The organism is Halomonas sp. 5021 (genome assembly GCF_036663435.1).
GTDB lineage: Bacteria > Pseudomonadota > Gammaproteobacteria > Pseudomonadales > Halomonadaceae > Vreelandella > Vreelandella janggokensis.
This window is the reverse complement of sequence record NZ_JAXOVU010000001.1, coordinates 506,228-532,649: the sequence shown is the minus strand read 5'-3', so window position 1 is coordinate 532,649 and position 26,422 is coordinate 506,228. Positions and strand designations below refer to the sequence as shown.

The window sequence follows — 26,422 nt, the reverse complement described above, 5'->3', positions numbered from 1 at the left end:
ACTGCTTACCAGGCACTTGCGGTGTACCCGCTCAGGGAGCGTGATAGTATGAGAAAAGACCTCACACCGTCAGGAACCGCACCACTAATGACCCAAAACGCTCAATCGCGCGACACCATTTCCAGCATTATCTCGCCGGAAGGCAGCCTTGAAGTCCTCTCGCAACACGAAGTCAATCGCCTTCATCGCACATCCAAGAGCGGCCTGCATGATTTACTAAGGCGCTGCGCGCTGGCCGTACTTAACTGCGGCAGTCCCACCGACGACAGCCTGGCGATTCTGGAAGCCTATAGAGACTTTGACATCGAGGTGCTTCAGCAGGATCGCGGCATTCGTTTGAAACTGACCCATGCGCCCGCCGAAGCCTTTGTGGATGGCCGCATGATTCGCGGTATTCGGGAACACCTCTCTTCGATCATCCGCGACATTGTGTACATCTACAATGAAATCCAGCGTCATGATCGCTTTGACCTGACCACCGCAGAAGGCACCACCAACGCGGTGTTTCATATCCTGCGAAAGGCAGGCACGCTCAAACCTGGCCGTGACCCCAGCCTGGTGGTGTGCTGGGGCGGTCACTCCATTTCACGGGAAGAGTACGAATATACCAAGGACGTCGGCTACCACCTGGGCCTACGCGATCTGGACATTTGCACAGGCTGTGGCCCTGGTGCCATGAAAGGCCCGATGAAAGGTGCCAACGTCGCCCACGCCAAGCAGCGTCGTCGTGATGGCCGCTATCTGGGGATTTCGGAACCAGGCATCATCGCCGCCGAAGCGCCCAACCCCATTGTCAATGAACTCGTTGTCATGCCCGATATCGAAAAGCGCCTTGAAGCGTTTGTCCGCCTGGGGCACGGCATCATTGTCTTCCCCGGCGGCGTTGGCACCGCAGAAGAAATCCTCTATCTGTTGGGGATTCTGTTGCATCCCTCAAATCAGGATATGCCATTTCCGCTGATATTGACCGGCCCAGCCGACTCGGCTGCCTACTTCGAGAAGATCGATGAATTTCTGGTCTATACCCTGGGCGAGGACATCCGGCGATTTTATACCATCATTACCGGTGACCCCGTCGCGGTAGCTCGGCTCATGCGCGAGAGTGTCGATGAGATTACTGAATTCAGGCGTACTCACCAGGATGCGTTCTACTATAACTGGCGCCTGACGGTTGCGCGTGACTTCCAGGCGCCTTTTGACCCCACTCACGATGCCATGCGGGCCCTGGCACTTCACCGCCAGCAGCCAACCCATGAGCTGGCCGCCAATCTTCGCCGGGCGTTCTCGGGTATCGTCGCCGGCAACGTCAAAGAGCAAGGCATTCGTGCGATTGAGGCCCACGGCCCCTATGTGCTCAATGCCGAGCCTGAGCTAATGCGGCGCCTGGATGAGCTGCTGAGCTCATTTGTGGCACAGGGCCGCATGAAACTCGATGGGCAGGCCTACGTCCCCTGTTATGTGCTGACGTGATCATGCGGGCAAAAAGGCACTGAACGACTACACTGGACGTGTTTAACGCGTCATCAAGGAGAGCAAACTACCATGGACATGATCAACCAGTTAAGTGACGGCAAAACCAAGGCGTTTGCCAAGCATTGTTTTGAACGACACTCCAGGGATGAGCTTGAGGATGCCGCCAAAGGCAGCCCTGACCAGGCGGAAATGAAGCATTGGGGGATTACCCCGGGCCAGTGGGAAGAAGCCGTGACCGCTGCCCTCGCCGATCACCAGGCACCCAGCTAATCCCTCTGGACCTGGACTGCCGACACATACAAAAACGCCGACTGGGAATAACGTCCCTCGGCGTTTTTGTCGTCAGATACTCTGAAAGGAGTTGTGTTGGATTAACGACTTAATCACTTCCAATGAAATAGGTCGTCTTGCATTGCCCCTGACAGATGTCATTGAGAGAATGGAAATACCCGTATGACATTCAAGCCAAACGCGACAGTGGGGTGGCCATATGAAGACTTTGTCCAACATGGGGTTTGCCTTCTTTGGCGCAGCCCTTGTGGCTATCAGCTACGGGCTTGCGCGCTTCGCGTTTGGCTTGTTCGTCCCTTCCATCAGCAATGAACTTGACCTGTCAGCGTATATTGTCGGCATCATCGGCGCATTACCCTTTGTCAGTTTCGTGCTAGCCACCATGGTGGCTCCACTTGCCGCCAACCGTCTCGGCGCGCGCAATCTGGCAGTGCTCTCAGGGTGTTTTGGCGTTGCGGGTCTGGCACTGATCAGCCGGTCTTCAGACGCTCTATCCCTAGGTATTGGTGTGTTTACCTGCGGCGTCTGTACGGGGTTGATGATGCCGGCGCTGACCTCCGCCATGCAGGTATTGGTCAGCCGTTCGATGCACGGCCGTGTCAGCTCCATCATGAACGCGGGTACCAGTATCGGTATCATCGTGGCGGTACCTACCGTCGTGTTCCTGGCAGATGCCTGGCGTTTTACTTATACATCATTTGCCGTACTGGCAGGTATCGGGGTTGTGGCAGCCTGGTTTTTTATCCCCTCGGTCTCACGGGTCATTCCCGCCAATGCAGCGCCTCCTCCCCCGGTGACTCGACAGCAGTGGTCGCGCCTTGTCCGGCTTTCGCTGTTTGCTTTCGCGATGGGTTTTGTATCTGCACCTTACTGGATCTTCGCTCCGGATCTGGTAGTCAGGCTTGGTGAACTCCCCCCCGCCTTTACCGGCTGGCTATGGTTCGCCGCCGGGATTGCCGGCCTGGGAGGTGCCGTGGTGAGCGATGTAGCCGACCGCAATAACCCGCCCATTACCCAGGCGTTAATGCTGATGATGCTGGCGGCAAGCCTTGTACTGCTCGCCGCCAGCCCCGACCAGTTAGCCCTGACGATGTTTTCCGCATTGGTATTTGGTCTCGCTTACATGAGCCTGACAGGTTTATACCTGATGACCGGCATCCGCCTGTTGCCGGGACGCCCATCGATGGGCCCGGTATTACCCTTTATGGCCTGCGCCTTGGGTCAGGCAGCTGGCTCCCCGATGGTCGGTATGCTGGTCGGCAAATTCGGCTATGCCGACGCTTTTTCCGTATTCTGCGTGATCGGCATTCTGGTGGCGGTACTCTCGCCCCTCTATCCGGGCCACATCGACTACCTGACTGACGATGACGAACAGCCCCAGGAAGTCGAACCAGAAGAGACTGGCCTCCAAGCGGCGTATGATCACCAATTTCTTGACGAGGATGGCAACCCCCTGGAACCGGTCGGGGACGAGGAAGAAGCAGAAACAGAAGAAACGACGAAGTGACGCAGCCGGTGGTCGCTATTGCAGTGCGCAATCCCGGGTTTCAAGCGCCCGGGGTATTTACGTTTGCGGCCTCTTCTCGAGATGGCAAGCACCAGGCTTGCTCATAGCACGTACCAGGCGATCAATATGCCACCAGCCGGTAATCGTCGTCGGTCAACCGCCTGGCTAACTCGGCAATATGCGCAGGACCCACCTCACAGCAGCCACCGATCACCGTAGCGCCCAGCCTAACCCATTCGAGCGCATGTTCGGCATAGCCGGCAGGATCAAGATCACTACGCGACATTAGCGCGTCTACGGTCCCGCCGGGTTGGAGTGGTGCCACAGATGTAAAGCCGTTGGCATACCCTCCAAAGGGCACATCGAGGGTTGCAAGTTCATACATGGCGGTTGTAACGGCTTCAGGTACTGAACAATTGACCACTATTCTCTCCGCGCCAATGGAGGCGACCTCATTGGCCGCCTCGGACAGCCGTTCGCCAGAGCGCAAGCGGGTGCCATCGCGATCGTCCACAGTGAATGCCACCCATACCGGGCGCTCAGCCTCCACCGCCGCGATTGTCGCTGCTCGCGCCTCACGTATCAGCGACATGGTTTCACAGAGAAATAGGTCGACCCCCTCTGTTTGCTGCTTCACCAGACGCCGGTAATCACGCTGGCAAACGCTATCGTCGGGTACGCTATCAGCGTGATAACTGGCCACCAATGGCGGCAGGCAACCTGCGATACGAACCTCACGCCCGCTCTCTTCTCGCGCCTCCCGGGCGGCATTTAGTGCCGCTGTATGCAAAGGCTCGAACATGGCAGCGCTGCCATCGCGTTCCAGACGTATCGGGGTGGCACTGTAATTATTAAGCTTGATGACTTGCGCTCCAGCCGCGATAAAATCACGATGTGCATCAACGACCAAATGGGGTTCGTCAAGCATGACCTGAGCAGACCATAGCGGGGACGCTGGCTGGCTGCTGCGTTTCCTGAGTTCTTGCCCCATTCCACCGTCCAGCAGCACTATGTTTCTGCTTTCAGTATTCATCAGTTTTCCCTTAATAAAAAATCGATCACAGTCTTCGTATCCCGCCGCTATGTGACTCATACCAATATAAAAGTTCTCATGGCGCAAGACTTCGATGGGTAGAGGTATCAATGACTCAGTATGACTAGACGTCCCTGATACAGACGGAGTATGTTCTACACATCATTAGAATTAAGAGCCTCAGGCATGTTAGCTTTCATTCGACGGATACTCATAACAGTTGCTTTTACGGTCACCGCCTTTGCAGCACCCGCCCAAGCAGCCGAAGTGACACCAAGCGCTCTTTCACCATCAACAGATGACACACCGGTTATTACACTGCATAGCGATGAGGAACGCCGCTCAATCAGTCGTGCGCAGATTGAGCAATCATCTCTCCATGAAGTATCACTGCAACACTTTGAAGGACCAGAAGGGAGCTTTGCGGGCGTCTGGCTCGATGACTTCCTCAATGCTGAAGGCATCGATAATGCGGCGACATTACGTTTCATTGCTCATGATGATTATACGACCTTCCTTACGCCTGAAGACCGCGATGCCAAACGCTATCTCCTCGCCACAAGGCTGGACGGCAAGACACTGACCAGAGATGAGTTTGGCCCGACGATGTTGATCATTCCGGCGGACGCTGATGCCGTTGAGACAGGCACGGTGAGTATGACCTCATGGGTATGGTCAATTAAAGACATCTACGTGCAATAATGAATCTGCGCTTTAATCGGCCACTGGGCTGGCAACTCGGCCTTGGGTTTACGCTACTAGCGGGCATTTGCGCAATCGCCGCAGGGATTTATCTGTACCAGGTACGCCAGCAACTTGGATCGAACTACACAGCGCTCGTTGCCGATGTCATTCGCCCGCAGTTGCATACTGCCCTGCTACGCTCCACGTTGAACGAGTTTCGCGAGGATCCACAAGATAGCGAGCTGATAGAGCGCTTCGACAACCTTCTTTGGCGCATCCCGCAACATATTGAAGGTATAAGCTTCGGGCTCAGCAAAAACCGCTTCGCACCAGCCGAGTATAGATCCTCTTTAAACCGCTTACGCCGCGTAGAAGAGAAGATTCCCCACCTACGTCAGACGCTGGGTGAAATAGCCGCTGGCGCGCCTCCCGATGACTTGATTCAACAAGGCATCGCCATTGAAAACGATTTGGCTCAAGCCTATAGCAGGCTGAGTCACCTCTTACATTCTGAGGCCGCCAAGCAACGCATTGTGATGGACCGTCTGGCGATAGGCATTGCCGTGCTGATCCTTGTTATTCTTCTCCTCGTGGGCGGCCTCATGCTGCTCTTGATGCGCCTGCATCATCAGCACAAAAAAGTGCTCCAACTAAGCCTGATGGATGAGCTCACCGGGCTAGGCAACCGCCGTTACGTGCTCAATTTCGCCGAACGCTTATTCGAACAGAGACAACGCAGTGGCCTCCCCCTGAGCATGGCTGTTCTTGATCTTGACCATTTCAAGCGCGTGAACGACGATTTTGGCCACCCCGCGGGCGATCAAGTCCTTAAAGTCTTTGCCGACTCGCTACTCGACGAGGTCCGCAAGGCAGATGTTGTGGCGCGCCTGGGCGGGGAAGAGTTCTGTGTGCTTATGCCAGAAACCGACGCTGAAGGGGCGCTGGAGGTCGTCGAACGGATACGCCATCGAGTGGCAACCCTGTCCCATCAAGAACTTGGCGTACCCGTTGGCCTCACGGTTAGCCTGGGGCTAGCCACAGCCGTGAATCATGATGCATCTTTCGATCAGCTTTACTCCCGTGCTGACCGAGCCCTCTATCAAGCCAAGACCCAGGGACGCAATCGTGTTGTCGTCGACTGACGTCATGCGTCGGACTTGCCTGCTCGGTATAGCATGAACAAAGGTTCGTCCCAAGAGCTGCCACCCCATCAGTGATACAAAAGGATCGGCAGGCAACGCGATTACGGGTTTGAATAACGCTGGATCTGAACCTAGATAGCCTAGCGAAAAGGGATAGCCAGGTTTTATCGCATTGCGACAACACCGTATGGAGGCTGTGTTTCAGCGTCACGCTCGTTTCAATTATCAGGATGTGGTGGACAGAGCGAGGCGTCAAAGTGCTCACCGCAGATCGCAGCAAACCGTAGATTAAATATTGCCCCCTGGCTATTCGATAGGCACCTTGAACCGCTTGCATCTTTGCATTACGACTATTCATTTGCTTTAACACGATGCATTTTGTAATCATTCGCACTCATTTGGTGCATGCGGGCGTGGAATGAAGACTTATTTAAACAAGATGCGCGGAGGGACTGTCCAGCGTTCTTTTGTGGGCTGGAAAGACGCTTTCTGGTCGTGGCTCGGTGCCTTCAGCGGTATGGCGTTGATTTGCTGGTTAAGCGCAGGATGGCTCTCAAAAGAACTACTCATTGTAGGGTCTTTTGGTGCCACCTCAGTACTCATCTATGCAGCACCTGAAAGCCCCTTTGCACAGCCAAGCCACGTACTCGTTGGCAGCATGCTGTCTGCGTTAGTGGGCGTTGTTTGTTACCAAGGGCTTGGCACGTCTCCTATTGCCATGGCACTGGCCGTGTCGCTATCGATTTTTGTCATGCAGCTTACCCATACGGTTCACCCACCGGGTGCCGCCGCGGCTTTGACGGCTGTCGCGGGTGGCGAAAACGTCCATCAGTTAGGCTGGCTATATCCGATTTTCCCTATTGGGGCTGGTTGCATCATTATGCTTTCAGTCGCCATTACGGTTAACAACCTTGCCCGCCACCGTCGCTATCCCCACTATTGGTAGACAGCCTTTTCTCAGGATCGGATTGCCAGCACCTGTTCGGCGATATCGTGACACTCAGCTGAGAAGCCCTGTTCGCTGCCATGCGAGAAACCGGCCATTGAAAAGCCTGGCGCTATATAGCGCCAGGCTCATTTTTCCGTCTTTTCCATACTCAGGGGATGATTTTTTCGGCGCGCAGGCGGTCGAAGAGGTCAAAAAAGGCACCGCGTGTCTCGCGGAAGTGGTCAAAACCGAAGTCGCGGGCCTTGGTGGTGTCATTGACGCACTCCTGATCACGGCCCAGATCAGCGTCGGTGTGCCACCAAGACGCTAGTTTGTCGACGTCCGGCTCCACCAAGTCGTGCTTTTTGGCAATCTCGCGCCAGGTCGATTCAGCGTCAGCCATCTGCTCGTCTAACGGCTGGGGAGTCTCGGGGCAGTTCGCCACGTCAAGACCAAAGTACTCGCCGATCTCTCGCCACATGCGACGCCAGCGGAAGACGTCGCCATTAACTGTATTGAAGGCCTGATTCGCTGCACCTGGCGTGGTCACCGCCCACTCCATTTGGCGTGCCAGAACAAGGGCATCGGTCATGTCCGTTAGCGCGTTCCATTGGATCTGCGAGCCTGGGAACACGAACGGTCTGCCGGTCTCCTTACAGATTGAGGCGTAGACGGCAATCGTTGTCCCCATGTTCATTGCGTTGCCACGGGCATAACCAATCACCGTGTGCGGGCGGTGCACGTTCCAGGCGAAGCCGTGACGCTCGGCGGCCTCGAACAGTACATCTTCCAACGCGTAATAGAAATTGTCACCCGGTACTCGTGGCTCGGATTCGCGGAACGGGGTCTCGATTCGACCGCTACCATAGGCCTCGAATGAGCCTAGGTACTGTTTGGTACCCGTCACCAGCGAGGCGTGTTGCAGGTTATCACTGTCGAGCGCCTCGAACAGGTTACGCATCATCGCACTGTTGGCCTCAACGTTGGCTTTTTCGTTGTCGCGACGAATCCAAGTGCAGTAGAAGACGTGAGTAATCGGTAGCCCAGCAAGCGCCTGCTCGGTGGCGGGTTCGTCCAACAGATCGGCGGCGATGGGAATCACACCGCTCTGCTGGGTGGCGCGACGCGACAGACCATACACGGTCCAACCACTGGCCACCAGGTAAGAAGCCAGATTACCACCGGTGATACCCGTGGCACCTACCACAAGCGCAGTACCTTTACGCATGATTGATGTCCTTCTTGAGAGTTATAAAAGTTCTGACACCAAGCCAGACTAGTGAAAGCAGTCTGTAAGACAGAGATAATTGCTACAATCGAAAATATCGCAAATCTTTATTGCAGGAAACGCAACTTGATGAACCTGAATGCGCTGGACCTAAACGCCTTGCGAGTGTTCGAACGCGTTGCCGCTACCGGCAGCTTCACCGCCGCCGCGAATCACTTCCACAGAGCAGTGTCGTTAGTCTCCCGGCAGATTCGGGGACTGGAAGAATCAGTGGGGCAACCTCTGCTCTACCGGCATACCCGTGCCGTCACACTGACAGAAGCAGTTCAACGCTATTATGCAGAAGTGCGTGACATTCTTGAGCGCCTCGACATGGCGACCGAAGCACTCAACCAGCCAGAAGCAGAACCCAGAGGCGTGCTTCGTATCAATGCACCGGTGGCCTTCGGCCAGCGCCAGATCGTGCCGTTGCTTCACCGCTTTCAAGACCGCTTTCCGGGCATCAAGGCGGAACTGCAGTTGGACGATCGTGTTGTCGATCCGGTACGCGAAGGGCATGACATCACTTTTCGAGTTGGTGATCTGTCCGACTCATCAATGGTCGCGCGGAAGGTGGCACCGATGAACTACGTCTTGGCTGCATCACCCGACTACCTGGCAACACAGGGAACGCCGGAAACACCCGAGGCACTCGCTGAATACGACTGCCTGCTCTATCAGGGCGAACTGGGTCGCCAGCGGTGGTATTTCCAGCAAAACAAGGCGGCGCCCGAAGTGGCCTACGAACTTGACGGTAGCCTCGCCAGCAATGATGCCGAGACGCTGGTAAGGGTGGCGCTAATGGGTCAGGGGCTCGTCATGTTTCCCACCTGGTTGATGGCCGAAGAGCTTGCCAAGGGGGCTCTGGTGCCACTGCTTGAGGGATGGCGTGGCGAGGTCATGCCCGGTCGCCGCGAACTTTACGTACTGACACCTGAGCGCCGAATCAAAACGCTCAAGGTGCGTACCTTTATGGATTACCTGTTCGAGGTGGTATCGCCACTTCCCCCTTGGGATCGTTGGCAGGAAGGGATTTACCGTTAAGTTTATTAAACGGCTGCATAAACTTCATAAACGCTACCCCATCTTCCTCAAGAATCGGCTGCTTTGCCAGGTCAGTGCTGTCGTCGACTACCTGTTTAATTATCGCGAGTGTTGAGGAGCGAAAATTCACTCACTCAGCAGAAAAGGAAGGCACGGTAAACCAAAGAACAAGTGCTCTTTAGCTGGACCACGATGACCTTCAGGGCATGAGGCTCCCGCCCGAGAGGTGTTCGGCGTCGTGTATAACAAGTGGCAAGCCGTTGTCGCTTATTTGTTTCCTGGTACCAAAGACAAAAAAACGGCCACTCGCTGTATTAGCGAAGTGGCCGTTTTTGGTATTAACTTTTGGTCGGAGCGACAGGATTCGAACCTGCGACCTTTGCAACCCCATTGCAACGCGCTACCAAGCTGCGCCACGCTCCGATTCACCGAGGCGTTAATTTCTTGCCTCAAGACGGTGCGTATACTAGCGGTTTAGCCGGCAAATGAAAAGCTCTTTTTGCGCTTTCTTTTCAAGTGTTTGTCTACCATACGGATTCATCGTTTCAGCCTATGCGGCACTATCGGCATCGCGTAACAGTCTGGCCATCGCAGAGTGAACGGCGGGTGTCGTCACCAGCAAATGCTGGGAATATAAATCTACAGGTACGTCAGCTGGCACATCGTAAAGATGCCCCACACTGGCACCCGCCTCGCGCGCGACAACCCAGCCGGCGACGAAATCCCAGGGCGAGACGCTCTCGTAGTAAGCATCCAGCCGCCCACAGGCAACATCGCAAATATCCAGAGCGGCGGCGCCGTTGCGTCGTATATCGCGGCAGTTACTCAATACGGCAGCCAGGCGAGGCAACAGAGCTTCCCGAGCCTCGCGCTGATAGGGAAACCCCGTTGCCACAAGACTGCGCGCCAGTTCGCTTGCGTCGCTTGGCTGGATGGGCTGGTCATTGCAGAAGGCCCCAGCTCCCTCGGCGGCGGTGAAGGTTTCTTCCAGAAACGGTGCGTGGACAACACCGATCTTTGCCACACCGTTCTCCATCCAACCGATCGAGACCGCCACATGGCGAAGCCCCTGGGCAAAATTGACCGTACCGTCAATCGGGTCGACAACCCATAGCTGCGGGGCACTTTCGTTGAATGCCTGATCGGGAGAGAGTTCTTCGCTTAAACGGGTCTCGCCAGGAAAATGTGATGCCAGTTGATCACTAATAAAGCGATCAACCGCCACGTCGGCATCCGTCACCAGTTCATCACCGGCCTTGTAATGCCGACCAAAAGATTGCTCCTGGCGTGCCTGACGAATCATTTGCCCCGCCTGTTCGGCAATCGAGCGGGCAATGTCCAAACGCTCTTTGAGGGTATAGGCAGGCATAGCGACTCCGTTAATAGACAAGCCCCTAGCGTAGTGCATCCACCAGGATATCGACAACTACGCGCGTGGCCGCATCGATCAACACCACATCAGACCCCACACGCTGCCACTCATAACCGGGATAACGAGGCAGTTCGTTGGCGATCGGCCCGTCAAACCGCTTGGCGATGCCTGGCGGAAGCGGCTTTCCACGTGCCAGATTGCGCTCTATACCCGGTGGAAGCGGCTCCGCTCTGGGCGCACCGTATTCACGCAGCAGGCGCTGCAACAACCGCTCCTCAATACGTGGCCAGTCACCACGATAATTCCGTTCGGTGCGATCATCGTAAGACCGATTCTCACGCTTTGGAGTCTGCCCCTGATGATGCTGCTTATCGCGAGCGCCGTGAGCCGGGGCATGGTCGGGCTGGGCAAGCGCCAGCGGAGTGGTCAAACAGAAAATCAACGAACCCAATATAACCCGATGAGGTATTTTCACTGCGAGCTCTCCCATGTAATGGCAATCTCTAACAGGTTAAGCGGCAAATACGCAGTGAGTGTGTAAATACTGAGGTTTTACTGTTTAAGAGCGGCAGCTACCGGGCAGATATTTATTATCCATTGGCTGCTGCTGGGCAGGCATACAGCGCCATGTAATCGACCCCTCCGTTGCCCTCACTTCTATCCTGAAGCGCGTATTACGAATCGCCTGGGAGACGGGTGCTTCATTGCGCATGCGAATGCCGATATCAACGCCCTCTCCTCCCTCTGCGGCGTAGTAGTCGATGGAGTCTATATACTGGGTATGGCTGACCAGAGAATCATCGTTAAGCGAATTTTCCTGACCGAAGCTACCCTCCATGGCATAACGCTCGCCGAGTTCGCTTTTTACGCCGCTGAGAACATTAAGCGCCTCGGATACCTGGGCGCGGGCCGTGTAGTTCTGGTACTGCGGAATGGCGATAGAGGCCAATACTCCGATGATGGCGACCACAATCATCAGCTCGATCAGTGTAAAGCCTTGCTGGGTTCCCTTCATTTTTTTATTCCTACATTGAGGCAATCTAAAAGGGGCCAACAAAGGCCCCCAAATAACTAAACTCAGCGTTTATTTAGTCACCGCGGCACCCTGCGGGAAGTAAACTATCTTCCAAACCACCACAACTCCAACCTTCCGAGGGGTCGCTAGTTGAAATTGTTAGTTCGTCGCTATCTTCAGCTTGATTTGCGATTGCTGTACCACTTTGATATGAAACGGTAATGGTTCCGGTACCTTCGCTTTCAGCATAGGTAGCATTTTGTACATACCTGCCAGATGGATCTTCAGCAGTACCGCCTAAACTATCAATATCGTCATCATCTGGCATAGCACCTTGAAGTGAGTATTGTTCAGCAATATCTGCACGCATGCCCGCTGTTACAGAAAGACCTTCACTGGCCTGAGCGCGGGCGGTGTAGTTTTGATACTGCGGCACGGCAATGGACGCCAGTACGCCGATAATGGCCACCACAATCATCAGCTCAATCAGCGTGAAACCACCCTGCTTCTTGTTACGAATTGCCGGTTGTGCAGAATGCTGCATGGAGACGTCTCCTTGGGGGATGCTACCCAGCGTCGCCGCAGGGTATCGCGATAGGGGAAATTTAAAATGACACTAATTGACAGTCTGTGCTTTATCAATATATCGCACCAACGCTTGAGTATGAGTTATATCGGCAGTGGGATGCCTGGCTTGAGCTTTTCGACTTAACGAGACGCTACTGCCTTGTGGTGCCAAGTATGGTAAAAGTAACCCGCAGCGCACTTCACCAACGAGTCACGCATGAGCGAACCCTATTTCGAGTCCACTTTAAGCCATGCCGCCGCCCGGGGCGGACTGCGTGGTATCGCCCAACGCCTGGTCAAGCACGGGTTGCTGACCGAGGCTCAGGCGGCCACCGCTGAAGCGACAGCGTTCGACTTGGATATCTCACTGCTCCAGCATGTCGTTGACAGCGGCCTGGTTGATCCCAGGCAATCAGCCATTGCCGCTGGCTGGGAGTATGGGTTGCCGGTGATTGATCTAAACGCCGTACGGTTATCGTCACTGCCACCAGCGGCTGAGTACCCTGTTAAAGTCCTTCAGAACTTGACGGTGCTGCCATTGGCGCGCCACGGTCACCGGCTCACTGTTGCCGTCCCTTATCCGGCGACGCTTACCCAACTGGATGAGTTGCAATTTGCCACCGGGCTAAGCGTTGAAGGTGTTCTCGCGCCTGTTGATCAGTTGAGCACGGCGTTAAACCAGTATCTCACCCAGAATGAGCGCAGCATGCTGGAGGAGCTTGACGACATCGACGATGCCGTCAGTTCCTTGAATGTCGTCCAGGGAGCCGCCGGTGAAGACGCTCCCCTTGAGGAAGCACCGCAGAATAGCGACGACGCACCGATCGTCAAATTCGTCAATAAACTGCTGCTGGATGCGATTCGCCGGGGCGCCTCGGATATCCACTTTGAACCCTATGAAACCCAGTACCGGGTTCGCTTCCGGATTGATGGCATGCTGATCGAGGTGGCACGGCCGCCTTTCGCCATGCGTAACCGAATCGCCGCGCGCTTGAAGATCATGGCCCGGCTGGATATCTCCGAGCGCCGCCTGCCCCAGGACGGTGCGATCAAACTCAAGCTTTCACGCACTCGCTCCCTCGACTTCAGGGTCAATTCACTGCCGACTGTGTATGGCGAGAAGCTCGTACTGAGGATCCTTGACCCCACCGCCACGCAATTGGGCATCGAGCAGTTAGGCTTCACCGATGACCAGCGCGGTTACTACGAGCGGGCGCTGGCGCAGCCGCAAGGCATGATTCTGGTGACCGGCCCCACGGGCAGTGGTAAAACCGTATCGCTGTATACCGGGATCAATATCCTTAACCAGATAGAGCGCAATATCTGCACTGCCGAAGACCCAGTGGAAATCAAGGTCCCTGGCGTTAACCAGGTCAACGTACTGCCAAAAATCGGTCTGGATTTCGCCAGCGCGTTAAGGGCATTCCTGCGCCAGGATCCTGACGTGGTCATGGTCGGTGAAATTCGCGACCTGGAAACCGCCGAGATCTCCATCAAGGCGGCCCAGACTGGCCACCTTGTGCTGTCAACGGTACATACCAACTCGGCGGCCGAAACCCTCACTCGCTTGTCCAATATGGGGGTGTCTTCCTTCAATATTGCCAGCGCGGTCAGTTTGATCATTGCTCAGCGCCTGGCGCGCAAGCTTTGCCCTCACTGCAAGGAACCGGCTGACATTCCCCACGAAACACTGAGACGCGAAGGGTTCAGCCAACAGGAGATTCAGCAGGCTACCCTATTTCGCCCGGTCGGCTGCAAGCAGTGTACCCATGGCTACAAGGGGCGTGTGGGTGTCTACGAAGTCGTGCCGATAACCGATGCGATGCGCCAGTTGGTCATGCGCGATGCCAACTCACTGGATATTGACCAGTTGGCCCGCCGTGAGGGGTATCCGAGCCTGCATCAAAGTGGTCTTTTAAAGGTGATGCAAGGGATCACGAGCCTTGAGGAAGTTAACCGTATCAGCAAGGAGTAAACCATGGCCAAGTCGCCTCGGGCTCGTCGTCAGCCGGGTATTCAGCTTTACCGCTGGAAGTGGGAAGGCACTGGGCCCCAGAACCGCACGCTTAGCGGTGAAATAATTGGTCGCAGCAAGGCAGACGTCGCCAGCGAGCTCGCCAATCAGCAGATCAACGTAAAACGGTTACGCAAGAAAGGCGGCCTCAGCGGTCGTGGTCGAATCAGTCCGCACGATATCATGGTGTTTGCCCGCCAGATGGCGACCATGATTCGGGCAGGCATTCCGCTACTTCAGGCGTTTCAGGTGGTCGCCGAGAGCCTCAAAAAACCGGCAATGGTTGCGCTGGTCCAGCAAATGATGAGCGATGTATCCGCTGGTTCCAGCTTCTCCGATGCACTGCGCCGCCACCCCAGGCATTTTGACCGCCTGTTCGTGAACCTTGTTGAAGCAGGCGAGCAGTCCGGGGCACTTGACCAGATGCTTGACCGCATTGCCACTTACAAGGAGAAAGTCGAGTCGCTTAAAAGCCGCGTCAAGAAGGCCATGTGGTACCCCTCCGCGGTCCTCCTGATCGGTGTCGGCGTCACCCTTCTTCTGCTGATCAAGGTGGTGCCCGAATTTGACAGCATGTTTGACAGCTTTGGCGCAGAACTCCCCGCCTTGACGCAGATGACGGTCAACCTATCGAGCCTGGCCCAGCGTTACTGGCTATATGCATTGGGGGGCGTCGTCGCGGGGATCTTGCTGCTCAAACAGGCGATTAACCGCTCTCCCCGCGTTGCTTACCGCGCGCACAGTGTCCTGTTACGCCTGCCCGTCGTCGGTGACATCCTGCATAAATCGGCAGTGGCACGTTTTGCCCGGACCCTGGCGACCACCTTTGCGTCTGGCGTGCCGTTGGTTGAAGGATTGGACACGGCGTCCGGGGCCACCGGCAATAGAGTCTATGAACGCGCCGTCACCCGGACGCGCCATGACGTGGCCACCGGTCAGCAGTTACACTTCGCCATGCGCATGACCAATCAGTTTCCGCCCCTGGCAGTGCAGATGGTCAGCATCGGTGAAGAAGCAGGCTCGCTGGATGCCATGCTCAACCGCGTCGCGGACTACTACGAAGAAGAAGTCGACAATAAGGTAGATGCCTTAACCTCGCTGATGGAACCGCTCATTATCGTGGTCTTGGGCCTGCTGGTCGGCGGTGTTGTGGTGTCGATGTACTTACCCATCTTTAACTTAGGCTCGGCCCTGTAAGGCGCCGTGCAAAGGTATTTCATGCAGTACTTGTCGATCACTTTCTGGCCACTGGTCTTTTTATTGGGGTTATGCCTGGGCAGCTTTCTCAATGTGGTCATTACCCGTCTGCCCGTTATGCTGATGCGGCATTGGCGTCAGGAAGCACGTGCCCAGCTCGCGCTTGATGAAGAACCATCGCCGCGCTTCAACCTTGCCCAACCACGTTCTATGTGCCCGAGCTGCGAGTCTTCTATCGCCTGGCACGATAACCTGCCGCTGATCGGCTGGTTCAAGCGGCGCGGGCGATGCTCGCACTGCAATGCCCGGATCAGCGTGCAATACCCGCTCATAGAGCTTGCGGGTGGCATCCTGGCTATCAGTGTTACCCTACTTTATGGCATCAGTTGGCAGGCGCTATGGCTTTATGGGGCCTGCTTGACGCTGCTTGCTCTGGCCGTCATTGACTGGCGTGTACAGCTACTGCCCGATATCTTGACACTGCCGTTGCTGTGGGCCGGTTTGATCTATCAATGGCTTTTTCAACCCGCTTTCCTCGCCGATGCCGTTATCGGTGCGGTGGTGGGGTATATGAGCCTATGGAGTTTTTACTGGCTATTCAAGCTGACTACCGGCAAGGAAGGGATGGGCTTTGGTGACTTCAAGCTACTCGCTGCATTGGGTGCCTGGCTGGGTTGGCTATCGCTTCCACTGGTAGTACTGTTTTCTGCGGGTTTAGGCGCCATCCTCGGCCTGGCCTATCAAGCATCATCACCCCAGGCGCGGGGCACCCCCATGCCGTTCGGGCCTTTTTTAGCACTTGCCGGATGGATAATGCTGCTCGCTGGCAACGACATATTAGTAATGTACCTCAATATCGTCAGTTAACCCTGAAAGTCTGAATGACATACCATAGGTAGACACACCATGATTATTGGCCTTACGGGAGGCATCGGCTCAGGCAAGTCAACGGTCGCCCGCACCTTTGGCGAACTCGGTATCGGGTGGGTCGACGCCGATGACGTGGCGCGGGAAGTCGTGGCCCCCGGCGAGCCCACACTTGATGCTATCCGTCAGCATTTTGGGCCCAGGGTGATAAATCAGGATGGGGCACTCGACCGAGCTGCTCTGCGCGAGATTATTTTTGAAGCCCCTGAACAACGTCGCTGGCTTGAGCAGCTCACCCATCCGCTCATCCGCGAGCGGATTATTGCCCAGCTGGACAACATCCAGTCGGGGCCTTCCCCCTATGCGCTGTTGGTATCGCCTTTACTGTTCGAATCGGGCCAAGCGGCGTTGGTCAATCGCACCCTGGTGATCGATATTCCCACCGACATGCAGCTATCCCGAACGCTTGAGCGCGACGGTGTCAGTGAAGCAAATGTGCGTGCTATTCTGGATGCACAGATGTCGCGCGAGGAACGTTGTGCCCGTGCCGATGACATCATCGACAACAGTCGTGATATGGCGCACATGCAGCGCCAGGTCGCCCGACTTGATCAATACTATCGCGAGCAATTATCGTCGTGACCCGTTGACGGCCCTTGAGGCGGTCTCTTTCACTGATCACGTTTTACACCTGCGGATATTTTATGTCTCAACCTGCTAACGACAGCCCATTTGAAGTCGCTTGCCCTCAATGTTCAAGAACCGTTGCATGGAGTAGCGAAAGCCCTTTCCGTCCATTTTGCAGCAAACGCTGCCAACAGCTCGACCTGGGGGCCTGGGCGGAAGAATCCCACCGAATAGCCGGTGAAAACGCCATGGACGAAGCCGATATCGACGCTATGCTAGCGCAGGCTGATCGCGATGCACCGCTTTCCTAAATGACCGTATCCGACTACCCTGCCTACCATCTTATGCAGCACCTTGAACGGTGCTTTGATGATCTGATGGCAGCATTGGACGTACTTGCAACGCAATACGCAACTCAGTGCCCGCCTACCTGGATGCTGTCTCCCATGGCCGATTCCTCACCAGACGGGTTCAGAACGGCACTCTTTGATGTCTGGCATCAGACGGGGCAGGATGGTCGGGAAACACGCAATTACCTGGGTATCGTTGTCGCCAACGAGGCGCTTATCGACGCTGCTCGCAATGTAAATGCAGCGAAAGACGCACTCCATGCCGGTTTGCAAAAGATTAAAAGCACCACCCCTAAAGCGTTAAGTGATACTAAAGCACAACTGACCACTCGCCACCCGGATGTTAATCAGGTCTTGCGTAAAGAGGGGTTAGCGCGGCTACATTTAAAACAATGCTGGCGTCAATTGCCTATCGCCGATGCGGAAGTCGCAAAAGTGCGCTTTGCCTGGTATCAAAGCGGACGCTCGATTAAACGCATCACCGTAAGAGACGCCGAACAAAAGCTACTTCGACTGGATACTGACGCGCCTCATATAAAAGTACAATTGCGTCGTCTTGCAGGCTTACCCAGCGAAGAACCGCTTGCCCAGGTTCAAACCCAGGCACCGCTGATGCGGGCCAATCTCTTTTTTAGCCACCCATTAGCGGATGGCCACACGCGACGGGCGTTAAACGTTTCCATGCCCCTTTTTGTACCCAATGAGCGCCTGGGAATGCCTGATATCAAGGCACCGCCAGCTCACCCCCAGCCGCAACGAACTCGGGCGACTCGAAGCGATGAAAAACTGGAATCCGAGGCTTTCTTACCCAGCCTGCGAGTTTATCGCTACCGTTAAGCTTATTTTAACATCAGGTTTAAAAAAACGGGGTTAATCAAGCAGGCACCTGCTCCTCCGTCCAACGTCCCGAAGCCAGCAGCGCCTCGATCAACTCGCGCAGCTCATGCGACGCAATGTGGTATTCCGCCAGCAATGCTTCGAATTGCTGCTGAAACGCTTCCTCTCGTAATAGAGCCTGCTTTTCGGCGTCTTCCTCTTCAAGCGCCTCCAAGGAGCGCACTGGCGGCCCAGTCGGAATATCCGTTGCGCTGCCTGGGTCTTCTAGCTGACGTAGCGCTTGCGCAAAGGCATCATCCAATTCACGAAATTTACGAAGCTTGTCGCGCTCGTCCATCGGTTTCTGAACTTTTTGATATTTCATTGATATGTCATTCACACCCTTTCGATTGAGAGATACGCCTGCCTATAAGGCCATTTTCCCCAAAAACTGTGCCCAAACGCGTAAAAAGCCAAAGCAAACTTGCCTTCGAGAGCTGTTCCTAGCATAAAGAGAGCATCATTATGTATCGGTGCATAAAGTAAAGAATACTTACGTATCACTGCACATTTTGCGACCACTGACATATTACGCTGCAATGTAAGTACTGGGCTGCAATATAAACGTTGGGCTAAAAAAACCGCCGCCACGTTGCACTGACGTGGCGGTACATCCGTGACACCAAGGCACCGGGAGGGTGCACATACCGCCAGATACACTACCTGGCGGTAAGACTCATGCATGGGAGGCCAGATAATGTTCAATGCTATGACACGAGCTGAAATCTGGCTGCAAGACACACTTGAAAAGCCATTGAGTATTGACGATCTTGCGCAACATCTAGGGTATTCAGCTTCACAAGTACGACGCCAATTCCGTCATTACTTTCACACAACGCCGAGTGCCTATCGAGAAAAGCGTCGGTTAGAGCGTGCGGCGGTTTTACTCGCCCTCACTCCCCGTAATATAGCGCAAATTGCACTGCATTGCGGTTACCAAAACCATTCGTCTTTTTCGCGAGCTTTTCTGCGACATTTTCGACTATCCCCGCGACATTACCGTCAGGCTATGGGCCATGTAATGCATCAGCAAATACCGCCTTACGGCTACACGACTCGAATCAAGCAAACACCGGCTCGGCAGGCTGTTCTCATGCGACTCTATAAATCACCGGAGCAGCTTCAAGGCCTCGGGGACAGCACTTACCATAGCCACCAGTTGGAAAGCCTGCAAGCAAGGCTGGCAGACTCAACCCCAGCCGTTTCGCTGCCTGATCTACTCAGCGAAAAGATTGATGCTCTAAGCGATCAAGCTGCGCATCCGGTGCGTACCGATATCGGGCTTTATCTTGAAACACTTCACAACATGAAAAGCATCCCACTGCCTGCGCCCTACCGCCGGATTAATATCGCGGCACGCTACTATGCGAGCACCTGCTTCGAGGAATTTTCACAACTTTCACACGCGCTGACCAGCATGCTGCTGGAACTCTTGCATAAACAAAAGGGCTATTACATCAGCGGCGAGGCGCCCATGGTACTGTGGAAACCCGATTATTTGGAATTGAGGGTACCGCTGAATCAATAAGCAAATACATTTTGGGCAACCAATAAAGTCGGCATTCCCATTGGAAATGCCGACTTGGCGATACGATACTTAGTCTTCCATCCGGACAAGCCAGGACTCAACGGTCTCATCGCCGTGTTCGTCTTTCCAGCTACGCAATCCCTTGTGGTTACCTCCACGCGTTTCGATAACCTCACCTGTATGAGGGTTTTTATATATCTTTAAACGACGCTTACGGCGGCCTGCATTACTACTGGCGGGCTTTGAGCCACGCTGGTCAGCGGCAGGATCAAGCAATGCGACCACGTCGGCTGGACGCTTACCAAACTCGTTCATGAGTGCTTCAAGCTTTGATTTGAACTCTAGTTCACTCTTGAGGCGCTGATCACCCTCTAGTCGCTGAAGGTCTTCTTGAAGCTGCTTCAGCTGCTGTTCTTTTTGGATGTATTCGTTAAGTAGTGACATGGGGAATCCTTTAACATCAGGTCAAACCAGATAAGATACCGAACGGACATTGTCAGTATCCATTAGTTCAGAATGCGCATTCATTATTGCTGTAAAAAGACCAACTGACAACAGTCTAGATGATTTTTAGTCAATTACGAAAGATATTTTAAAGATTGGCTTAGCAATGAATAACTTTTTATTAGGTTAATCGCCAAGTTATACAGACAAAAATTGCTCACAAAAAAACGCCGCCCTAAAGGCGGCGTTTTTATGAAGCCATCACTAACAGGATATTAGTCTTGGCCCATTTGCTGCTTAATCAAGTCACCGATCGTGGTAGCACCACCTGCTGCTTCCGGCTCTTGTTCACGCAGTTTCTTGAGGTTCTGACGCGTGTCATCTTGCTCTTTCGCTTTCACCGACAGATTAATCTGACGGCTCTTGCGATCAACACTCACGATGCGTGCTTCGACACTATCGCCCTCACTGAGAACGTTACGTGCATCTTCAACGCGATCAGCCGCGATTTCAGACGCCTTGAGCACCGCCACTACATCGGTAGCCAGCTCAACGTGAGCTTCTTTGGCGTCTACTTCAACGACACGACCAGTGACGATGCTGCCCTTGTCGTTGACCGACAGATATTCAGCAACCGGATCAGAATCCATTTGCTTGATACCCAGTGAAATGCGCTCGCGCTCAGGGTCGATAGACAGGATAACCGCTTCGGCTTCGTCGCCTTTCTTGAAGTTACGAACCGCTTCTTCGCCAGTATCGGTCCAGGAGATGTCGGACAGGTGAACCAACCCATCGATACCGCCTTCCAGGCCGATGAAGATACCAAAGTCCGTGATTGACTTGATGGTACCCGAGACGCGATCGCCCTTGTTGTACTCGGCATTAAAGGTTTCCCAGGGATTAGCAGTGCATTGCTTGATACCCAGAGAAATACGACGACGCTCTTCGTCGATATCCAATACCATGACATCAACATCATCGCCCACTTGAACCACTTTGGACGGATGGATGTTCTTGTTGGTCCAGTCCATTTCAGAAACGTGAACCAGGCCTTCAACGCCTTCTTCCAGTTCAGCAAAGCAGCCGTAATCGGTCAGGTTGGTGACCACAGCATGAACCTTGGTACCTTCCGGATAGCGCTCTTTAATACGAACCCACGGATCTTCGCCAAGCTGCTTGAGACCCAGAGAAACGCGATTGCGCTCACGGTCAAACTTAAGCACTTTCACGTTGACTTCGTCGCCGACAGCCACGATTTCAGACGGATGCTTGATGCGCTTCCATGCCATGTCAGTGATGTGCAGCAGGCCATCAACGCCACCCAGATCAACGAAGGCACCGTAATCAGTCAGGTTCTTGACGATACCCTTGATTTGCTGACCTTCCTGAAGCGTGGCCAGCAGCGCTTCACGTTCCGCACTGTTTTCTGCTTCCAGAACCGCACGACGTGAAACCACGACGTTGTTGCGTTTCGGGTCGAGCTTGATGACCTTGAAGTCCAGCTCTTTGTGCTCCAGGTGCGCGGTATCGCGAACCGGGCGAACGTCGACAAGAGAGCCCGGCAGGAAGGCACGGATAGAGTCGACATCGACGGTGAAGCCGCCTTTGACCTTACCGTTGATCACGCCTTTGACGACTTCATCTTTCTCGAAGGCGGCTTCCAGAATCTTCCAAGCTTCTGCGCGCTTGGCTTTTTCACGGGATAGACGCGTCTCACCGAAGCCATCTTCAACGGCTTCAAGTGCAACGTGAACATCGTCACCGATCGCAATGTTCAGTTCGCCGTTCTCGTCGCGGAATTGCGCCGCGGGGATCTGACCTTCAGATTTCAGACCGGCGTTGACGGTAACCCAGTCACCGTCAATATCGACAACCTGGGCCGCGACGATAGCGCCTGGCTCCATGTTAATGTCGTTAAGAGACTGTTCAAACAGTTCAGCAAAGCTTTCGCTCATGGTGTTCCTACGTGATCAACGTTGTTGAGGCATAAATGCCTTCTCCGTACCACCAGCGAGCACGGGCCTAATGTCACTCTGCTTTTGGAGGTGTTAGCGCTGGTTAAACCTGACCGGGCTCCCAATGTGAGTTTTACGCCCTGCCATGTCATGACACCTATCCAAAAACGCCGCAAGGGAGAGTCAATTTCCGGAGACCAGGCCTTGTTGGGCCAGTAGCTCGGTCAACTGATCAACCACTTCCGGTATGCTCAGGCGCGTGGTATCAAGCGTGATGGCATCATCTGCCGGCTTGAGTGGCGCCACGTCGCGATGCATATCGCGTGCATCGCGTGCCTGAATCTCCTTTAGAAGACTCGAAAGACTAGCATCCACGCCTGCTTCCTGCAACTGCTGATGGCGACGGCGGGCCCGCTCCGATGCTGAGGCGGTCAGAAATATCTTCAGAGACGCGTCAGGAAAAACGATCGTTCCCATGTCTCGACCATCAGCCACCAGGCCAGGCGCCTGACAAAAATCGCGCTGGCGCTCCAGCAGCGCCTGACGTACAGCCGGAAGCGCCGCCACCTGAGAAGCACGCTCGCCAGCTTGTTCGGTGCGGATTGTACGGCTGACATCCTCGCCTTCCAGCAGGGTTCGTGGCTGACCATTTTCGACCGGAAAAGCGACATCCAATGCTTGGGCCAATTGTGCCAACGCCGCCTCGTCGTCAAGCGCCACCTGATGTTTGGCAGCGGCCTGCGCCGTCAACCGATACAAGGCACCACTGTCCAACAGGTGCCAATTCAGGCGTTCGGCCATTAGCCCGCTGATCGTGCCTTTACCTGCGCCGCCGGGGCCATCAATGGTCAATACAGGGGTGATTTCAGTCATGCCCCCTCCACCGATAGCGTCATCCCCACGCGGGTTACCAGGTCCACGAAATCCGGGAAGGAGGTCGCCACATTGGCGCAATCATCGATTACGATATCGTCGCTTGCCCGCAGTCCAGCAATGGCGAAGGCCATTGCAATTCGGTGGTCACCCAGGCTATCGATCCGCCCGCCACCATAACTGGCCACTTGGTCGTCGCCATTACCAGTAATATCAATACCGTCAGCAACGACCGTATGCTCGACGCCCAGAATGGCCAGGCCATCAGCCATCGCCTGAATGCGATCAGACTCCTTGACGCGCAGCTCTTCGGCGCCGCGTAATCGCGTGGTGCCCTTGGCGTTGGCGGCGGCAATGAATAAGGCTGGAAATTCGTCTATCGCTAATGGCACTTGGTCGACAGGAATCTCAATACCGCTAAGCGGTGCGTAACGAATGCGAATATCCGCAACGGGCTCGCCACCCACTTCACGCTGATTTTCAAGGGCCAGGTTGGCCCCCATCAGGGTGAGAATATTAATCACGCCGATACGCGTCGGGTTGATGCCCACATGCTCAAGCGTTATGTCGGAACCTGGGGTAATGGCCGCGGCCACCAGGAAAAACGTCGCTGATGAAATATCCGACGGCACATCGATCGGCCCCGCTGTCAGCTTTCCGCCACCCTGCAGCCAACAGGTATCACCCTCACGGGACACCGGATAACCAAAGCCGTTGAGCATGCGCTCAGTGTGGTCGCGGGTAGGCGCTGGCTCACGCACGCGGGTTTCACCTTCAGCATAAAGGCCTGCCAGCAACAGGCAGGATTTCACCTGGGCACTGGCCATAGGCATGTCGTAATCAATGCCTTTTAAAGCGGCGCCGCCTCTGACATTCAGCGGGGGGCGTCCACCTTCTGCGGTATCGATGGTTGCCCCCATCAGGCGCAGCGGGTCGGCAACACGGGCCATTGGACGCTTGTTCAGCGACTCGTCGCCGGTCAATTCGCTGTCGAATGCCTGCCCGGCCAGCAAGCCTGCAAACAGTCGCATCGCGGTGCCCGAATTGCCCACATAAAGGGGGCCAGAAGGCGCTTTTAATCCATGCATGCCTACGCCATGGATGGTGACGCGCCCCTGGTGTGGCCCTTCAATGGCCACGCCCATTTCACGAAACGCCTGAAGCGTAGCAAGGCTGTCTTCGCCCTCAAGGAAACCTTTGACCTCGGTAACACCATCAGCCAGTGCCCCCAGCATGATTGAGCGATGTGACATGGATTTGTCACCGGGCACTCGCAGTCGACCCTGCGCCTGACCGCCTGGCCGCACCCGGTAAGTTACCTTACCTTCTGGTTGCATATGATATTCCGCCTGATAAGTGGTTTTGTTCAATAACGTATCGAAATAGTGGCGTGCATGGCTGGCCCGATCAAATGTCGCAATCAGGGCATCGCTATCGCCTTGCTCAACGGCCTTGCGCAATCGGGCAAGGCCCGCTTCAAAATCATCCAGCGACGACAGTACCGCCTGGCGATTGGCGATGAAGATATCGCGCCACATCACCGGGTCACTGCCCGCAATACGGGTAAAGTCACGAAATCCCCCGGCGGCGTAGCGAAAAATATCCAGCCGGTCATCCTGACGCGCCAACGTGTCGACCAACGAAAATGCCAACAGGTGCGGCAAGTGGCTGGTACGCGCCAGTACATGGTCGTGATGCTCAACGCTCATTTTCAGCACATCGGCACCGCAAGCCGTCCACAAAGCCGAAACCCGCGCCAAGGCCGCCTCATCAACGTCCGGCTCAGGGGTCAAGATCACCTTATGATGCCGATAGAGATTGGGATTGGCTGCCGACACGCCACTTTTTTCTGAGCCGGCAATTGGATGACCCAACACCATATTGGCAGGCACGCCACCAAAAACGCGGTTGGCACAGGCGCGAATCGCCGCCTTGGTGCTGCCCACATCGGTAATCACCACATCAGGGGCAGCCTTGGGCAATGCGCCAGCCAGCGTTTTCATTACCGTTTCCATCGCCAGTACTGGGACGGCGAGCACGATAAGTGACGCATCAGCCACCTGGGCGCCAAGCTCGGTGCCGCCGCTGTCAATCAAGCCCATCTCGATACCACGGGCAATTTCATCGGGGTTGGGATCGCAACCGACTATCTGGCCCTCAAACCCGGCAAAACGCAGCGCCGAGGCCAGTGATCCGCCAATCAGGCCGAGCCCGACAATCAACAACCGCGACTCATCGACACCTGCCCCACCGGACATCTTCTCACCCGCTGGCGTCACAACACGCCCTGGGGGTAGGAACCCAGCACACGCAACTCGGCGGCTCGCAGTTGGACTTCTTCCAGCACAGCGGTGACCCGTGGCTCGTCGCGATGCCCCTTAAAGTCGATAAAGAAGACATAGTTCCAGACCCCAGTACGCGAAGGACGCGTCTCCAGGCGGGTCATGTCGATTTGGTGACGATGGAACGGCTCGAGCAGATCATGGAGGGCCCCCGGCTGGTTGCGCATCGCCACCACAATCGACGTTTTATCTTCTCCCGACATGGGAATATCCTGGTTACCGATAATCAAAAACCGCGTGGAGTTATCCGGACGGTCTTCAATCTTTTCGGCGACACGCTCAAGATTGTAGAGTTTGGCGGCCATGTCGCCGGCAATCGCTGCACTGTGCCACTCGGTTTTCACCAATTTGGCGGCTTCGGCATTGGAAGCAACCGGCACTCTTTCCGCATGAGGAAAGTGGGCATCAAGCCACTTACGACACTGGGCAAAGGATTGAGGGTGGGAGTAAATACGCGAGACTTTATCCCGCCGGGTCGTTTCGCTGACCAGTAAGTGATGATGGATACGCAGGACCACTTCACCGCAAATGCGAATCGAGGAATCCATGAAGGTGTCGAGCGTATGATTGACCACCCCTTCCGTAGAGTTTTCTACCGGGACAACGCCATAGTTGACCGCTCCGGCTTCAACTTCGCGGAACACCTCATCAATGGCGGCCATCGGCAGGCTAATCGCGCTTTCCCCGAAATGCTTCAACGCCGCCTGCTGGGTAAAGGTCCCCTCCGGGCCCAGGTAGGACACCTTGATGGGCTTTTCCAGTGCCAGGCAAGCGGACATAATCTCGCGAAACAAGCGCGCCATTTCCTCAGCATCCAGCGGGCCTTTATTTAACGCCATAATACGGCGTAGCACCTGGGCTTCGCGCTCGGGCCGATAGAATACCGCTTCCTCATCCTCGGCGAGCTTGATATGCGCGACCTGCTGAGCGCAGTCCGCCCGCTCGCTGATCAAGCGGAGAATATCATCATCCAATTGGTCAATACGCTGGCGCAGCGCGTCCAGATTGATCGACGTGTCGGCCATG

26 protein-coding genes and 1 tRNA gene are annotated in these 26,422 nt (G+C 55.1%); 14 read left to right on the top strand and 13 right to left on the bottom strand.

All coding sequences use genetic code 11. The annotated features are described in order from the left end of the window. Nucleotides 1-87: 87 nt before the first annotated feature. From ppnN to R3F64_RS02620, 3 genes are all read left to right on the top strand, one after another. Nucleotides 88-1,470, top strand: a complete 1,383-nt coding sequence (gene ppnN, locus R3F64_RS02630; protein ID WP_085918504.1) for a nucleotide 5'-monophosphate nucleosidase PpnN — start codon at nucleotides 88-90, stop codon at nucleotides 1,468-1,470. A gap of 72 nt (nucleotides 1,471-1,542) precedes the next feature. After that, complete coding sequence (locus tag R3F64_RS02625) at nucleotides 1,543-1,743, top strand: hypothetical protein (RefSeq protein WP_085918503.1); 201 nt, start codon at nucleotides 1,543-1,545, stop codon at nucleotides 1,741-1,743. A gap of 220 nt (nucleotides 1,744-1,963) precedes the next feature. Further along, nucleotides 1,964-3,271, top strand: a complete 1,308-nt coding sequence (locus R3F64_RS02620) for an MFS transporter (protein WP_199285343.1) — start codon at nucleotides 1,964-1,966, stop codon at nucleotides 3,269-3,271. Between the two features lie 121 nt (nucleotides 3,272-3,392). Here R3F64_RS02620 and R3F64_RS02615 read toward each other — a convergent pair whose 3' ends face one another. Next, nucleotides 3,393-4,304: a homocysteine S-methyltransferase family protein gene (locus tag R3F64_RS02615; protein ID WP_268901357.1), complete on the bottom strand. Its 912-nt coding sequence runs from the start codon at nucleotides 4,302-4,304 to the stop codon at nucleotides 3,393-3,395. Nucleotides 4,305-4,490: 186 nt separating this feature from the next. Here R3F64_RS02615 and R3F64_RS02610 point away from each other — a divergent pair, with 186 nt between their 5' ends. The 3 genes from R3F64_RS02610 to R3F64_RS02600 all read left to right on the top strand — a co-directional run bounded on the left by R3F64_RS02610 (nucleotide 4,491) and on the right by R3F64_RS02600 (nucleotide 7,076). Beyond that, entirely contained in the window at nucleotides 4,491-5,006 is a 516-nt protein-coding gene (locus tag R3F64_RS02610; RefSeq protein WP_085918501.1) for a hypothetical protein, read from the top strand. Beyond that, nucleotides 5,006-6,130: a GGDEF domain-containing protein gene (locus tag R3F64_RS02605; protein WP_332609595.1), complete on the top strand. Its 1,125-nt coding sequence runs from the start codon at nucleotides 5,006-5,008 to the stop codon at nucleotides 6,128-6,130. The genes R3F64_RS02610 and R3F64_RS02605 overlap by 1 nt, the downstream gene beginning before the upstream one ends. A gap of 418 nt (nucleotides 6,131-6,548) precedes the next feature. Continuing rightward, the gene (locus R3F64_RS02600; RefSeq protein ID WP_332609594.1) at nucleotides 6,549-7,076 is read left to right on the top strand and encodes an HPP family protein; all 528 of its coding nucleotides are present in this window, start codon (nucleotides 6,549-6,551) and stop codon (nucleotides 7,074-7,076) included. 151 nt (nucleotides 7,077-7,227) lie between these two features. Here R3F64_RS02600 and R3F64_RS02595 read toward each other — a convergent pair whose 3' ends face one another. After that, nucleotides 7,228-8,286 carry an SDR family oxidoreductase gene (locus R3F64_RS02595; protein WP_332609592.1) on the bottom strand — a complete coding sequence of 353 codons (1,059 nt, stop codon included), beginning with the start codon at nucleotides 8,284-8,286 and terminating at the stop codon, nucleotides 7,228-7,230. 129 nt (nucleotides 8,287-8,415) lie between these two features. Here R3F64_RS02595 and R3F64_RS02590 point away from each other — a divergent pair, with 129 nt between their 5' ends. Continuing rightward, a complete protein-coding gene (locus tag R3F64_RS02590) occupies nucleotides 8,416-9,369 on the top strand; it encodes a LysR family transcriptional regulator (protein ID WP_442908814.1) in 954 nt (317 codons plus the stop codon). Between the two features lie 346 nt (nucleotides 9,370-9,715). Here the strand turns inward: R3F64_RS02590 and R3F64_RS02585 are convergent. The 5 genes from R3F64_RS02585 to R3F64_RS02565 form a co-directional block, all read right to left on the bottom strand. Beyond that, nucleotides 9,716-9,792: transfer RNA gene (locus R3F64_RS02585), tRNA-Pro, on the bottom strand. Between the two features lie 127 nt (nucleotides 9,793-9,919). Next, nucleotides 9,920-10,738 carry an inositol monophosphatase family protein gene (locus tag R3F64_RS02580; RefSeq protein ID WP_268901359.1) on the bottom strand — a complete coding sequence of 273 codons (819 nt, stop codon included), beginning with the start codon at nucleotides 10,736-10,738 and terminating at the stop codon, nucleotides 9,920-9,922. A 25-nt stretch (nucleotides 10,739-10,763) separates the two neighbouring features. Continuing rightward, a complete protein-coding gene (locus R3F64_RS02575; protein ID WP_442908813.1) occupies nucleotides 10,764-11,216 on the bottom strand; it encodes an anti-virulence regulator CigR family protein in 453 nt (150 codons plus the stop codon). Nucleotides 11,217-11,300: 84 nt separating this feature from the next. Beyond that, a complete protein-coding gene (locus tag R3F64_RS02570) occupies nucleotides 11,301-11,756 on the bottom strand; it encodes a pilin (protein WP_320109297.1) in 456 nt (151 codons plus the stop codon). 73 nt (nucleotides 11,757-11,829) lie between these two features. Next, nucleotides 11,830-12,300, bottom strand: a complete 471-nt coding sequence (locus R3F64_RS02565) for a pilin (RefSeq protein ID WP_320109298.1) — start codon at nucleotides 12,298-12,300, stop codon at nucleotides 11,830-11,832. A gap of 240 nt (nucleotides 12,301-12,540) precedes the next feature. On the opposite strand from R3F64_RS02565, the gene pilB reads away from it, so the two are divergent. The 6 genes from pilB to R3F64_RS02535 all read left to right on the top strand — a co-directional run bounded on the left by pilB (nucleotide 12,541) and on the right by R3F64_RS02535 (nucleotide 18,215). Then, nucleotides 12,541-14,298, top strand: a complete 1,758-nt coding sequence (pilB, locus tag R3F64_RS02560; protein WP_264823132.1) for a type IV-A pilus assembly ATPase PilB — start codon at nucleotides 12,541-12,543, stop codon at nucleotides 14,296-14,298. 3 nt (nucleotides 14,299-14,301) lie between these two features. Next, nucleotides 14,302-15,534 (top strand): type II secretion system F family protein, encoded by a 1,233-nt coding sequence (locus R3F64_RS02555; RefSeq protein ID WP_085918493.1) that lies wholly within the window; start codon nucleotides 14,302-14,304, stop codon nucleotides 15,532-15,534. A 21-nt stretch (nucleotides 15,535-15,555) separates the two neighbouring features. After that, entirely contained in the window at nucleotides 15,556-16,401 is an 846-nt protein-coding gene (locus R3F64_RS02550; RefSeq protein ID WP_264823133.1) for a prepilin peptidase, read from the top strand. A gap of 39 nt (nucleotides 16,402-16,440) precedes the next feature. Then, nucleotides 16,441-17,043 carry a dephospho-CoA kinase gene (gene coaE, locus R3F64_RS02545; RefSeq protein ID WP_264823134.1) on the top strand — a complete coding sequence of 201 codons (603 nt, stop codon included), beginning with the start codon at nucleotides 16,441-16,443 and terminating at the stop codon, nucleotides 17,041-17,043. Between the two features lie 62 nt (nucleotides 17,044-17,105). Then, the gene (gene yacG, locus R3F64_RS02540; RefSeq protein ID WP_085918490.1) at nucleotides 17,106-17,339 is read left to right on the top strand and encodes a DNA gyrase inhibitor YacG; all 234 of its coding nucleotides are present in this window, start codon (nucleotides 17,106-17,108) and stop codon (nucleotides 17,337-17,339) included. Beyond that, on the top strand, nucleotides 17,340-18,215 hold the full coding sequence (locus R3F64_RS02535) for a DNA replication terminus site-binding protein (protein ID WP_332609582.1): 876 nt from the start codon (nucleotides 17,340-17,342) through the stop codon (nucleotides 18,213-18,215). It begins immediately after the preceding gene. A 37-nt stretch (nucleotides 18,216-18,252) separates the two neighbouring features. Here the strand turns inward: R3F64_RS02535 and R3F64_RS02530 are convergent, their stop codons facing one another. Beyond that, a complete protein-coding gene (locus R3F64_RS02530) occupies nucleotides 18,253-18,579 on the bottom strand; it encodes a hypothetical protein (protein WP_199285359.1) in 327 nt (108 codons plus the stop codon). A 372-nt stretch (nucleotides 18,580-18,951) separates the two neighbouring features. Between R3F64_RS02530 and R3F64_RS02525 the strand changes: the two genes are divergently transcribed. Continuing rightward, nucleotides 18,952-19,782: a helix-turn-helix domain-containing protein gene (locus R3F64_RS02525; RefSeq protein WP_085918487.1), complete on the top strand. Its 831-nt coding sequence runs from the start codon at nucleotides 18,952-18,954 to the stop codon at nucleotides 19,780-19,782. A 69-nt stretch (nucleotides 19,783-19,851) separates the two neighbouring features. Here the strand turns inward: R3F64_RS02525 and R3F64_RS02520 are convergent, their stop codons facing one another. From R3F64_RS02520 to pheA, 5 genes are all read right to left on the bottom strand, one after another. Next, nucleotides 19,852-20,226 (bottom strand): histone-like nucleoid-structuring protein, MvaT/MvaU family, encoded by a 375-nt coding sequence (locus tag R3F64_RS02520; protein ID WP_085918486.1) that lies wholly within the window; start codon nucleotides 20,224-20,226, stop codon nucleotides 19,852-19,854. A gap of 275 nt (nucleotides 20,227-20,501) precedes the next feature. Next, a complete protein-coding gene (gene rpsA / locus R3F64_RS02515) occupies nucleotides 20,502-22,181 on the bottom strand; it encodes a 30S ribosomal protein S1 (protein ID WP_066320448.1) in 1,680 nt (559 codons plus the stop codon). 183 nt (nucleotides 22,182-22,364) lie between these two features. Further along, on the bottom strand, nucleotides 22,365-23,054 hold the full coding sequence (cmk, locus tag R3F64_RS02510) for a (d)CMP kinase (protein WP_332609576.1): 690 nt from the start codon (nucleotides 23,052-23,054) through the stop codon (nucleotides 22,365-22,367). Further along, on the bottom strand, nucleotides 23,051-25,312 hold the full coding sequence (locus R3F64_RS02505; RefSeq protein ID WP_332609573.1) for a bifunctional prephenate dehydrogenase/3-phosphoshikimate 1-carboxyvinyltransferase: 2,262 nt from the start codon (nucleotides 25,310-25,312) through the stop codon (nucleotides 23,051-23,053). The genes cmk and R3F64_RS02505 overlap by 4 nt, the downstream gene beginning before the upstream one ends. Before the next feature lie 17 nt (nucleotides 25,313-25,329). After that, a complete protein-coding gene (pheA, locus tag R3F64_RS02500; RefSeq protein WP_085919562.1) occupies nucleotides 25,330-26,421 on the bottom strand; it encodes a prephenate dehydratase in 1,092 nt (363 codons plus the stop codon). Nucleotide 26,422: the final 1 nt, after the last annotated feature.